This window comes from Pedobacter sp. N23S346 (assembly GCF_048515415.1).
Classification (GTDB): Bacteria; Bacteroidota; Bacteroidia; order Sphingobacteriales; family Sphingobacteriaceae; genus Pedobacter.
Map to the genome: position 1 here is coordinate 18,151 of NZ_JBLYEE010000023.1, position 12,250 is coordinate 30,400.

Consider the following 12,250-nt stretch of genomic DNA (forward strand, 5'->3'; position numbering starts at 1 on the left):
AACGTAATCCGCAAGAAAAAGTTTAAAATGTTTATAAAAATAATAATTGTGAAGACATTTTACTGCTACAAAAATCCTAAAAAACATCATATTTGCAGCAATTAACCCCCTGATATGACTAAGCAACAACTTTTCGAGCAGATCCAAAAAAAGCGTTCTTTTTTATGCGTTGGATTAGATTCTTCCCTTGATAAAATTCCGCAACACTTGCTAAGGTACGAAAATCCAATTTTGGAATTTAATAAGCAGATCATTGATGCAACAAAAGATTTATGTGTGGCCTATAAACCAAACACTGCTTTTTACGAATGCTATGGAAAAAAAGGTTGGGAAACATTAATTGAAACCTGGAAATATATACCACAGGATATTTTCAGTATTGCAGATGCGAAACGTGGCGATATTGGAAATACCTCGGCCATGTATGCTGAAACTTTTTTTAATGAAAAATCTTCGGAGATGAGTTTCGATTCGGTAACGGTTGCCCCTTACATGGGAAGTGATTCGGTAACACCGTTTCTAACCTTCAAAGATAAGTGGGTGATCTTACTGGCATTGACATCCAATTCTGGTCATGCAGATTTTCAATTACAGGAAATAGGAGATGATAAACTTTTTGAGAAAGTACTAAAAACTTCTCAGGAATGGGCATCTGATGAACAAATGATGTACGTTGTTGGTGCAACCCGTGGTTCTGCCTTTGCTGATGTACGTAGACTGGCTCCGAATCATTTTCTACTGGTTCCAGGAGTTGGTGCTCAAGGTGGCAATTTACAGGAAGTTTGTAAATATGGCCTAAATTCACAGTGTGGATTATTAATCAACTCTTCCCGTGGAATCATCTACGCAGGGCAAGGAGAAGATTTTGCTGAAAAGGCCAGGGAAGAGGCTTTGAAATTGCAAAAAGAAATGGAACAGATTTTAGTTGAGGCAGATTTGGTTTAGCCACAGATTCGAAGATTTTTTTCAAGTCAATTATTACTTACCAGCCACGGAAACACAGAATACAAGGAAAGAGAAAGATACTTTCCGTGCAAATCTGTGTTTCCGTGGCAAAACTTTCTTTTGTAAAAACTTAGTGTCTTTACGATTAATATAAACCAATCATGAAACCTAAAATAGACTTAAAACTTATACTTGCCTTAGCTGGTGTTGCACTGATCTGGGGGACAACCTATTTAGGGATTCGCGTTGCGGTGTCATCAATTCCAGCCTGGTATGTAACTGCCATTCGCCAAACCATTGCCTCCTTAATCATTTTGATCATTCTCATTAAGCAGAAAGAACTGAAATGGATCGGATGGTCGAATTTTAAAAGGCAAATCCTGCTTTCTATTTTGATGGTGGTTATTGCAAATGGTATGACGACAGTTGCGGAGAAAACCATTCCCAGTGGTTTAACCTCGTTAATCAATGCCACATCCCCGTTGTTGGTTTTTTTGGGCTGCGTATTCCTGGGCATTCAAAAAGCTAATTTGAAAGGTTTTCTTGGCGTATTTATTGGTTTCCTCGGGATTGTCTTTATTTTCAGGGATGGAATAAGTGACCTGTTAGAGCCGGGTTATCGCAATGGCATATTATCATTGGTAATCGCTGTTTCGGGCTGGACAATCGGAACCATTTACTCAAAAAAACACAGTGGAAAACCTCAGTACATATTTCTAAACCTGTTCTATCAATTTGTTTTTTCTGCAATTGTTCAATTGGGTTTAGCGCTTATTTTTTCAGGCAAGGCTGATATTAGTGCTTGGGAAACAGAAAGTATTTTTGCGGCAGTTTATCTTGCAATTTTCGGCTCGGTATTGGGCTATTTCTGTTATCATTATGCCCTTAAAAAGGTTTCTGCATCTGAGGTCTCTATTTTAACCTATTTCAATACGGTCATTGCCATATTTTTAGGTTGGCTGATTTTAAATGAACATGTTGATTTAGATTTAATTGTAGCAACGGTATTGATTATTGCTGGTGTGTTCATTACAAATTATAAGAGGAAAGCAGAAGTGAAAGTAGTTACGGAAAACAAATAATAAATGTAAAATTTAAAACTTTTAGGAATATTTATTACCTTCAAGTATGAATTTTCCGGAAGATTTTCTTCATTATGTTTGGCAGTTCAGATCTTTCGACTACAAGGATCTAACTGTAGTCGGTGGAGAAAACCTAACCATTATTCATCAAGGTTTTTTAAATAAGAACGCAGGTCCCGACTTTAGCAATGCCAAGATAAAAATAGGGGAGACGGTTTGGGCTGGAAATGTTGAGATACACATTAAATCGTCTGATTGGCTAAAGCACAACCATCAAATAGATCAATCATATGACAACGTGATTTTGCACGTGGTCTACGAAGACGATGTTGAAATTAAGCGGATGGATGGATCTGTTTTACCAGTTTTGGTATTGAAAGATAGAATTTCAAGCGAATTGATTGACAGGTATGCCAATTTATTTTTAACCTTAAATGATTTTCCATGTGCTGCACAGATTCAAACAGTAGATCCACTTATCATAGACTCCTTTCTTTCCAGAACATTGATTGAAAGATTTGAGCAAAAAACTCAAACTGTACTAGAAACATTAATTCAATCAAAAGGAAATTGGGATGAGACTTTTTATCATTTCCTCGCCCGTAACTTTGGATTTAAAGTAAATGCTTTGCCTTTTGAGCTTGTAGCAAAGGTAGTTCCTCAGCAGATCTTTGGTAAGCACAAAAACAATCCTCAACAAATTGAAGCTTTGGTTTTCGGTTCTGCCGGGTTTCTGAATGATGAGTTTAAAGAAGAATACCCGGAATTGCTGAAAAAAGAATTTCAATTTCTTCAAAAAAAGTACAATATCAAACCAGTAGAAGCAACGAACTGGAAGTTTATGAGGATGCGGCCACAAAATTTTCCTACTATTCGTTTAGCACAATTTGCCGCACTGATTACGAAGTCTAATCATCTGTTTTCAAAGATTATAGAAATACAGGGTCTTGCAGAATTACGAAGCTTGTTTGAGAATTTGCCAGTCAACAGTTACTGGCAATCGCACTACCATTTTAAGAAAACGGCAGAGAGTGTCAGCATACAGATTGGCAAAAGCTCTATTGATAATATCCTGTTGAATACGATAGCGCTGTTTTTGTTTGCCTATGGAAAACATACGGGAACACAGTTTTACATCAGCAGAGCCATTCGTCTTCTGGAAAGTTTGCCAGCGGAAAAAAATGCAATTACCGATAAATTCATTGAAGCAGGAGTTAAAATCGAGAATGCCTTTGCCTCGCAGGCAATTCTTCAATTGAAAAAGCAATACTGCGATCAAAAAAAATGTTTATCATGCGGCATTGGCATCAAGATATTAAAGCAAGTGAAATAGACTGTCAACCATGGCATGTTTTAAGATAACTTATTCAATAACAGAGAGTCTTCCATATTTAATTTAGAAATAGTGCCTGCTGTTCATTTGTTGTTTGATGGTGATTACACTTTATAATAAGTTGATTTAAAAGAAATCGTAGGAGATTATCAATTGGTGTTTTGGGTCTTGTTAAAAATACATTTTAGCATATAAATGTTGCATATTCATAAAAGGTATAATTACCCTTTTATGAAATAGCGTAGTTTTCGCAATACTTAATGCATTATCTTCGTGATAGTTAGAATTAAATCAACGGGACGATTTAGATTTACAGCTCATGCAGGTAATTGTATGATTTAGATTAAATAATTAGTTATCTGGATAGATATCTATTTATAAATTAAAGCCTTGCAGCATGTAAGGCTTTAATTGTTTATATGCGGTATTCGTTAGCATTTCCTGACAGCAATTATCCTAAAATAAAGTTCTTATAAGTAATTGCTATATTGCTGAAAGTAAATCGCTAAGGAAAAAGTTTGATATGATGGTTATTCACAATGATTAGGTATTCAAACAAGCGTATAAGTACCTGTTTGATCGTTTTCAGGTATCAAATTTAAAAATTACAGCATCAAACATTATCACTTAAACCATGTTTTAGTATTATGGAATTTCCACACGAACTTAAAGAGCATTATCCAGATAAAATTATCGAAGTAAGAGGAAATGCTGACGCACTAACCGTTATATTGAAGGCTAACGTTGATATTGAAAAATTTAAGAATGAATTGAAAAAAAAATATGCCCATCTGGATGATCAGCAGATTCTCTTTATCAAACATGAAGATAAGCAGGATTCTGAGAAGCTAATCTTAGATTAGTATTTCTAAATTAGTCATTACATGATAGTTTAGTACGTTTACTTGAATATTATGACTAAATTAGTATTGGAAGTGGCGTAGTTATTTCGCTTTATTTAATTTGTCTGGTGATTTAGATTTAAAATAAGCTAAAAATGTTTCAGAGAATCATTACCTATTTTGAGCAACGAAGCTTTGGTGTTTCTACTTATCTAGCTAGTAAGCTAAATATGAGCACGGCGAAAGTTCGTTTGTTTTTTATATATTCTTCTTTCTTAGCAGTAGGTTTTCCGATATTATTTTATTTCCTTGCAGCCATAGTGCTGGATATCAGAACGTATATGAAGAAAATGCGATTGTGGATTTGGGAGTAGGACCCCTCCGCCCCTAAAGGGGAACTGCCTTGCGCTTAGTCATATCAAGTAGTTCAAAAATTAATTTCCTCAGACGTTATTTGAAGTTAACAGAAGTTCTTGGTGTCTTACCAAATTAAAAAAAGGGGAACTGTCTTGCTCTTGCTCATGTCCGGTAGTCTAAAAATTAATTTCCTCAGACGTTATTTGAAGTTAACAGAAGTTTCTATCTATGTTGGTGTCTTACCAAATTAAAAAAAGAGAACTGTCTTGCTCTTGGTCATGTCCAGTAGTCTAAAAATTAATTCCTCAGACGTTATTTGAAGTTAATAGAAGTTTCTGTCTATCTGTTGGTGTCTCTCTCGTCAACTAAAAAACTCATGCCCATAAATTAAATGTGATAAAACTTAAGCAGGTTGGTGAGACACCAACCTGTAGGTTAGTAGGTTAAAATATTACTATATTAGATATATAGATTAGTTTTTGCTCTGGCTTTTTACTGTGGGTTTTCATTCCCCCTTTAGGGGGCTAGGGGGTCAATCCTCCCTCAAAATCTCTGCTATTTCATTAAAACCCTTTTCTGCGGCTAAATCTGCAGGCAATTTTCCGCCTTCCATTCGTAAGCTTACTTCTGCACCATGTTCAAGCAGTAAAATAATTAACTCAATATTTCCGAGTTGTGCCGCAGTATGTAAGGGAGCCAAACCTGCCTTTTGACAAACGTTTGGATATGCACCGGCATCTAAAAGCATTTTAGTGATTCCTGTATTGTTAGAAGCTACAGCAGAGTGGATAGGAAAAACATTGAAGCCGTTTTTTGAGGCCAGATTAACATCAGCACCCTTCAATACCAAAAACCGGGCTAAATCTTCATGGCCAAAATAACATGCCAAACCAAGAGGCGTGAAACCATCTTCAGAAAAGGTATTAATGCTTGCCGGATTTTGAAAAATAAGTAATGTAGCGGCATCAAATTTACCCACTGCACAGGCTTCGAATAAGGTTAGATCATCGGTAAATTCCAGAATCAAATCAGCAATTTGTTGCTTTTTATAATAGCAGGCTAATAATAATGGTGAAATTTGATGTGACGTATTGGTATTCGCCAATCTAGGGTTTTCGACCAAAATTTCTTTAACTGCCTGGAAATTTCCCATCTCAATCTGTGCTTCAAGTTGCGCGATGTCCATATAGAATAATCTTATTTAAAAAACTGACTTAAATTAGTAAAAAATAAGTAATTATCTAATTTCAGGAACTATATGTTGGTTTTTTCAGAGGATTGAATGAGTATTAACATTTTTATCTAATAAAAATCCCGTTTAGCCTCTCCAAGCTAAACGGGATAAAACCTAAAACAAAATCCGTTTCATGTAAAACGTACAACTTGTGTGCTGTTGAAATAATAGACAGGATTTTCTGTTGAAGGTTTAAGTGGTGATTAATCTTTTATTTAATTTCGTGTGGATTTAAAATCACGATAGATACAACTATATATTTTATATTTGTTCGTTAATCATTATTAGGATAGAAAATGGCGGTAAGGGGAAACCAGTTTAAAACCAATACATTCAGAGATAAAGGTGCTGAGAATGCATCAGGCAGGCCATCTTTTAATCGCCAGCCAAAAGAAAAGAGAGATTACTTGCCAAATTTCGATTTGCAGGATGGTCGTGCAATAAAAATTGTGGGTCTGTTTTTCGTTATTCTTTCACTCTATTTCTTAATTGCTTTTACCTCCTATTTATTTACCTGGCAAGATGACCAGAGTTATGTAATTGATGCCAATGGTGGCTGGGGAAACTTATTTAAAACATCAGAAGAACTAAAAGATGCTGGTGTAACTACGCCTGTTGTGCAAAACTGGTTAGGTAAATTCGGTGCATTATTATCGCACCAATTTATTTACGAGTGGTTTGGTATTGCATCCTTCCTATTTGTTTTGGCATTTTTTATTATTGGTTACCGCTTATTATTTAAGGTTAAAATTCTTTCCATTTCAAAAACGCTGGGCTACAGTTTTTTCTTTTTGTTGTTTATTTCTTTAACCCTGGGCTTTGCCCATAGCTTCTGGACAGAATCTCCACATTATGTTGAGGGCGAATTTGGTTACTGGAGTAATAAATTATTAGCAGCTCAGATTGGAGCCGCAGGGGTTGCCGGTTTAATTGCTTTTGCTGGTTTAACCATCCTGATCATCGCTTATAACATCGATTTTAAATTCCCTGAGCGTAAAGAGAAAGAAGTGTACCTGGATAATGAAACGCCAGATTTTGTTAATGAGGTAAGAGAGAAGTTTGCCAATAAAAGAGAAACCGAAGATGAAAGCTCTTCTCCGATTGAATTTCCTGTTCGCGAAAAACCGCTTGCAGTAAAGGAAAGAAAACAGCAGAACGTTGTGTTACAGCCAAGCAGATTTGAGCAGCCAGAGGTCGAAGAACCCTCAGTTGCTCCCGTGGTTTTATCGCCAATGGCTACCAATTTACCGATGGCCGTTTCTACAGCAGGAGCCATGCCACTAACGGTGGAACCCATTATAGAAGAAGAAAACGAGCCTACCTTTACCATAGAAAAAACGGAGGAAGAGAAAAAGTCAGATGACTTAGTGGAGCAATTTGGTAATTACGACGAAAAATTAGACCTGTCTGGTTACCGATATCCAACAGTAGATTTATTAGAAAATTACGGTACCAATAAAATTTCAGTTAACGCAGAAGAACTGGAGGCCAATAAAAATAAAATCGTTGAAACCCTCAACCACTATAACATTGAAATCGATAAAATTAAAGCGACTATCGGTCCAACGGTAACACTTTATGAAATTATCCCTGCACCTGGCGTTCGAATTTCGAAGATCAAAAATTTAGAAGATGATATCGCGCTTTCATTAGCAGCGCTCGGAATTAGGATTATCGCTCCAATGCCAGGGAAAGGGACAATTGGTATCGAAGTTCCGAATCAACACCCCGAAATGGTGCCAATGAGAAGCATTTTAAATACCGAAAAGTGGACTTCCAATACCATGGATCTTCCAATTGCTTTAGGGAAAACCATCAGCAACGAAGTATTTATCGCCGATTTGGCAAAAATGCCTCACTTATTGGTGGCCGGTGCAACAGGGCAAGGTAAATCGGTTGGTATTAATGCCATCTTAGTTTCCCTGTTATTTAAAAAACATCCTGCACAATTAAAGTTTGTATTGGTTGATCCGAAAAAGGTAGAGTTGACGCTGTTCAACAGAATTGAGCGACACTTTTTGGCAAAACTTCCGGGAGAGGCTGACGCCATTATTACCGATACTAAAAAAGTTGTAAATACCTTAAACTCACTTTGTATTGAGATGGATCAACGTTATGATTTATTGAAAGATGCGCAGGTGAGGAATTTGAAGGAATACAATGATAAATTTATCAAGCGGAAGCTCAACCCAAATAACGGCCATCGGTTTTTGCCATTTATTGTATTGGTGGTAGATGAGTTTGCCGATTTGATGATGACAGCTGGTAAAGAGGTAGAAGCGCCTATCGCCCGTTTAGCACAGTTGGCACGTGCCATTGGAATCCACCTGGTGCTGGCTACTCAACGTCCCTCGGTTAATATTATTACGGGTACAATTAAGGCCAACTTCCCGGCAAGGTTAGCATTCAGGGTTTTGTCTAAAATTGATTCGCGTACCATTTTAGATAGTGGCGGTGCCGATCAGTTGATTGGTAGGGGAGATATGCTTTTATCAACAGGAAGCGACTTAATCAGGCTACAGTGTGCATTTGTCGATACACCAGAGGTGGATCGGATTTCTGAATTTATCGGTAATCAACGTGGTTACGCTGATGCTTATCAATTACCAGAATATATTGATGAAGCTGGTGAAGGAAGTAAGGCAGATTTTGATCCAAATGAACGGGATAAACACTTTGAAGATGCTGCACGACTAATCGTGATGCACCAGCAAGGTTCTACATCACTTATCCAACGGAAATTAAAGTTGGGTTATAACCGTGCAGGAAGAATTATTGACCAATTGGAAGCTGCAGGTATTGTTGGTCCGTTCGAAGGAAGTAAAGCCCGCGAAGTTTTATACCCTGATGAATATGCTTTGGAACAATTCTTGAATAATATGAACAACAAAGATTAGATTGAACCAATACGGAAAAATCTATTCTAACGTTTCATAAGAAAATTAAAATACACAAGATGAAGAAATTAATTTCAGCAGCAATGGTTATAGTTGCTTTTACCACCTCAACCTATGCGCAGACTGATGCAAAAGCTAAAGCAATTTTAGCAGAAGTGAGTAAAAAATATAAGTCGTACGACGTTGTTAAAACCGATTTTTCATTCACGTTAGATAATCCAAAAGCCAAAGTAAAGGAAACGCAGCAAGGTACGTTGTACGTTAAAGCCAACTCTAATAAATATAAAGTGGCGATGACAAACCAAGAATTATTTAGTGATGGTAAGAGCCAGTGGACTTACTTGAAAAAAGACAAAGAAGTTCAGGTAAGTAACGTAGACAATAGTGGAGAAGGTATTAATCCGGCTAAAATATTCACCGTTTATGAAAAAGGATTTAAATACCTCTACACCGGAGAGCAAAAAGTTGGTGCTAAAACTTATCAGATGATAGATTTAACCCCTGTTGATGCTAAAAAAGCAATTTTCAAAGTTCGTTTGAGCATCGATAAAGCTGCCAAACAAATTGCCAATGTTGTTTTGTTCGATAAAAATGGAAACAAGTATACTTATAGCGTTAAAACTTTTTCACCTAATGTAAAAGTTCCGGAGACTACTTTTGCATTCGATGCAAAGAAATACCCAGGCGTTGAAGTGGTAGATTTAAGATAACAGATTACTCATGGGGCGCACTATTTCAGCGCAGCTCATATAAGAAGCGATTTAATCAGGATGTTTCCTGTTAAATCGCTTCTTTTTTATTCAGTCCGTCATCTTTATTCTGGTTTACGTATAATTGACTACATGCCAGATATTCAATTTTGTAATTTTAATTGTTTTTCTATTGCGGGAAAGATTGCGTAGCTAAATAATTAATTTCATAACTAAAAATAAATCTAAATCATGAAAAATAATTTAGGTATTCTCTTACTCGGTATGGCTATTGCATTGTTCGGATGCAAGAAAGACAATACTACTGCTGCTGAAGTTGCAGATGGTCAATCTATCGCTCAGCCAAACAAAGCAGGACCCGCAGCTGCAGCTGTAAGTTCAATAGTAACTACGGAGCTGCCTTAAAATCAGCCATATCAAATGCGCAACCAGGCGATGTTATCACTTTAAGTGGTACCATCTATCTAACCAGCACACTTCCATTGTTGAAGAGCGGTACATCAAGTTCCATGATTAATTTTACCGGAGGGATACTGGATTGTTCCGGAATTTCTGGTACCAATTGGGGCGTTAAAGTAAATGGGAGTTATTGGAATATTACTAATATGACCATTAGAAATGCACCTGACTGTGGTATTGTGTTCCAAACAGGAGGTTATAACTATATAAATAAGGTAACTACCTACGGTAATAAAAATTCTGGACTGCAAATTTACAATGGCGGACATCATAACATCATAAACAACTCTACCTCGTATGATAATTATGATGTGGCTAATGGAGGTGAAAATGCAGATGGATATGCTTGTAAATTATCTGCTGGTGCTGGTAATCAGTTTAATTCCTGCAATGCCTACCATAATTCTGATGATGGCTGGGATTTATACGGACAGCCCTATACAGTGGTGATAAATAATTGTACTGCCACCAATAACGGTTATGGTACGAATGGAGATGGAAATGGTTTTAAGTTGGGTAGTGCCGGACAAAATGTTGCACATACAGTTACCAATTGTACTGCCAGCAATAATAAAGGAAGTGGTTATGATGGAAATGGAAACAAAGGGTATATTACCACTACGGGCAGCGGTGGCTCGGGTAATGTAAAAGTGCTTTTTAACCGAATTAACTAAAAAAATCTCTCCGAATAAGGTTAAGTTGGAAACAGCTGAACCTTTTTTTATTAAGATAATTTAAGCTTTTGTAAAGCAGATGCACTAATTTTCTTTTAGTTATCGGATAAATATCGGCTATTGCTCGTATTCATCTGATGACTATTACCACATTTGGTAAAAAAATCAGCTCGTCTTTATGAATGCTCCACAGATTTCTCTAAGTTTGTTTTAATGTCGCTGCCATTAACCAATCATTCGTTAGAAAAATTAGAACAATTGCTTTTCGCAATGGGTTTTAAAGTTCGTTATGAAAAGGGAAATTTTAAAACCGGTTCATGTCTGTTGGAGCATAACAAAATTATCGTCGTAAATAAGTTTTCAAGTTTAGAAGGTAAAATTGCGGCTCTGGTAAGCCTGGTGAAGGAAACCAATCCAGATGAGAACATGCTTGACGAAAAGCAGCGACAATTCTTTCATTCGTTACAACAAACCAAATTATTTTGATGTTAAAAAATCACAGGGGTTACTCATTTAAAAAGGAAAGTTTAAAAGGATGAAGGTTACTTTTTTAGGTACTGGTACCTCTCAGGGTGTTCCGGTAATTTCTTGCAATTGTGAGGTTTGCCAATCTGATGATAAGCGTAACAATCGGTTAAGAACTTCAATTCTGGTGGAACTTGCTGATAAAACCATTGTAGTGGATAGTGGCCCTGATTTCCGATATCAGCTGCTGCGTGAAAAGGTAAAGGATTTAGATGCTGTTCTCTTTACCCATGAACATAAAGATCATATTGCAGGGCTGGATGATATAAGACCTTTTAATTATTTGCGACAAAAGGTAATTGATGTTTATGCCACCGATCGGGTGCAAACGGCGTTGAAACGTGAATTTTACTATATCTTTGCAGACACAAAATACTTTGGTTTACCGCAAATTAAGCTGCATACTGTTAATAATGGAGAAAGCTTCGAGATAGGAGCGAATACCATTATTCCTTTCGAGGTGATGCATCATTTACTGCCAATTACTGGCTATCGGATTGGAGATTTTACCTACATCACAGATGCGAAAACCATTCCAGATCATTCGTTTGAAAAAATAAAGGGTTCTAAAATATTAGTCATCAATGCCTTGCAAAAGGAACCGCATATTTCACATTTTACGTTAGCAGAAGCGATTTCATTTGCCGAAAGAGTTGGTGCAGAAACCACTTACCTGACGCACATCAGTCATAATTTAGGCTTGCACGAAGAAGTAGAGAAAGATCTTCCTGCTAATATCAGGCTGGCTTACGATGGCCTGAAAATTGAATTGTAAATGAGTGTTTCAGAAATCCAAAATTAAATTATATTTGTAGCACAAACCCAGGTGGCGATCCCGATAGCTATCGGGATGGTAGATGCCTTCGGGAATGATTTAATAGTAATACCCAGGTGGCGGAATCGGTAGACGCACCAGCTTGAGGGGCTGGCGCCTGTATGGGTGTGGGAGTTCGAATCTCCTCTTGGGTACAATAATTAAATTAAAAGCCTTGTAAACTAGATACTTACAGGGCTTTGTTTTTTGTGAGCATACCTTTTTACATACGGACAATGACAACTAATAAGGGATCAAGCGGAAAAGTTGGGGGAGATAAAAATTAAGCATATATTTTCGATAACCTGAACAAGAAGAATTTGATATCTCGCACACCTCTTGATGTTGCTCTGAATACTTTGACCTTCGCATTAAATG

The 12,250-nt window shown here is 36.8% G+C and carries 12 protein-coding genes and 1 tRNA gene; 12 read left to right on the forward strand and 1 reads right to left on the reverse strand.

Translation table 11 applies throughout. From position 1 onward, the window contains the following. Nucleotides 1-114 precede the first annotated feature (114 nt). The 5 genes from pyrF to ACN1CD_RS23215 all read left to right on the forward strand — a co-directional run bounded on the left by pyrF (nt 115) and on the right by ACN1CD_RS23215 (nt 4,576). On the forward strand, nt 115-945 hold the full coding sequence (gene pyrF / locus ACN1CD_RS23195; RefSeq protein WP_419132808.1) for an orotidine-5'-phosphate decarboxylase: 831 nt from the start codon (nt 115-117) through the stop codon (nt 943-945). 161 nt (nt 946-1,106) lie between these two features. Continuing rightward, nucleotides 1,107-2,027 carry a DMT family transporter gene (locus ACN1CD_RS23200; protein WP_419132809.1) on the forward strand — a complete coding sequence of 307 codons (921 nt, stop codon included), beginning with the start codon at nt 1,107-1,109 and terminating at the stop codon, nt 2,025-2,027. A gap of 46 nt (nt 2,028-2,073) precedes the next feature. Further along, nucleotides 2,074-3,360 (forward strand): DUF2851 family protein, encoded by a 1,287-nt coding sequence (locus ACN1CD_RS23205; RefSeq protein WP_419132810.1) that lies wholly within the window; start codon nt 2,074-2,076, stop codon nt 3,358-3,360. A gap of 647 nt (nt 3,361-4,007) precedes the next feature. Then, entirely contained in the window at nt 4,008-4,223 is a 216-nt protein-coding gene (locus ACN1CD_RS23210) for a hypothetical protein (protein ID WP_419132811.1), read from the forward strand. Nucleotides 4,224-4,357: 134 nt separating this feature from the next. Then, complete coding sequence (locus ACN1CD_RS23215) at nt 4,358-4,576, forward strand: PspC domain-containing protein (RefSeq protein WP_419132812.1); 219 nt, start codon at nt 4,358-4,360, stop codon at nt 4,574-4,576. Nucleotides 4,577-5,091: 515 nt separating this feature from the next. Here ACN1CD_RS23215 and ACN1CD_RS23220 read toward each other — a convergent pair. Then, on the reverse strand, nt 5,092-5,745 hold the full coding sequence (locus ACN1CD_RS23220; RefSeq protein ID WP_419132813.1) for an ankyrin repeat domain-containing protein: 654 nt from the start codon (nt 5,743-5,745) through the stop codon (nt 5,092-5,094). 344 nt (nt 5,746-6,089) lie between these two features. Here ACN1CD_RS23220 and ACN1CD_RS23225 point away from each other — a divergent pair, with 344 nt between their 5' ends. The 7 genes from ACN1CD_RS23225 (at nt 6,090) to ACN1CD_RS23255 (ending at nt 12,027) form a co-directional block, all read left to right on the forward strand. Then, nucleotides 6,090-8,690 (forward strand): DNA translocase FtsK 4TM domain-containing protein, encoded by a 2,601-nt coding sequence (locus ACN1CD_RS23225; RefSeq protein ID WP_419132814.1) that lies wholly within the window; start codon nt 6,090-6,092, stop codon nt 8,688-8,690. 59 nt (nt 8,691-8,749) lie between these two features. Next, nucleotides 8,750-9,400: a LolA family protein gene (locus ACN1CD_RS23230; protein WP_419132815.1), complete on the forward strand. Its 651-nt coding sequence runs from the start codon at nt 8,750-8,752 to the stop codon at nt 9,398-9,400. A 231-nt stretch (nt 9,401-9,631) separates the two neighbouring features. Further along, on the forward strand, nt 9,632-9,805 hold the full coding sequence (locus ACN1CD_RS23235) for a hypothetical protein (RefSeq protein WP_419132816.1): 174 nt from the start codon (nt 9,632-9,634) through the stop codon (nt 9,803-9,805). A gap of 104 nt (nt 9,806-9,909) precedes the next feature. Beyond that, nucleotides 9,910-10,533, forward strand: a complete 624-nt coding sequence (locus tag ACN1CD_RS23240) for a right-handed parallel beta-helix repeat-containing protein (RefSeq protein ID WP_419132817.1) — start codon at nt 9,910-9,912, stop codon at nt 10,531-10,533. Between the two features lie 213 nt (nt 10,534-10,746). Next, nucleotides 10,747-11,019 carry a hypothetical protein gene (locus tag ACN1CD_RS23245; protein ID WP_419132818.1) on the forward strand — a complete coding sequence of 91 codons (273 nt, stop codon included), beginning with the start codon at nt 10,747-10,749 and terminating at the stop codon, nt 11,017-11,019. Nucleotides 11,020-11,068: 49 nt separating this feature from the next. Beyond that, nucleotides 11,069-11,833, forward strand: a complete 765-nt coding sequence (locus tag ACN1CD_RS23250; RefSeq protein WP_419132819.1) for an MBL fold metallo-hydrolase — start codon at nt 11,069-11,071, stop codon at nt 11,831-11,833. Between the two features lie 110 nt (nt 11,834-11,943). Beyond that, nucleotides 11,944-12,027: transfer RNA gene (locus ACN1CD_RS23255), tRNA-Leu, on the forward strand. Nucleotides 12,028-12,250: the final 223 nt, after the last annotated feature.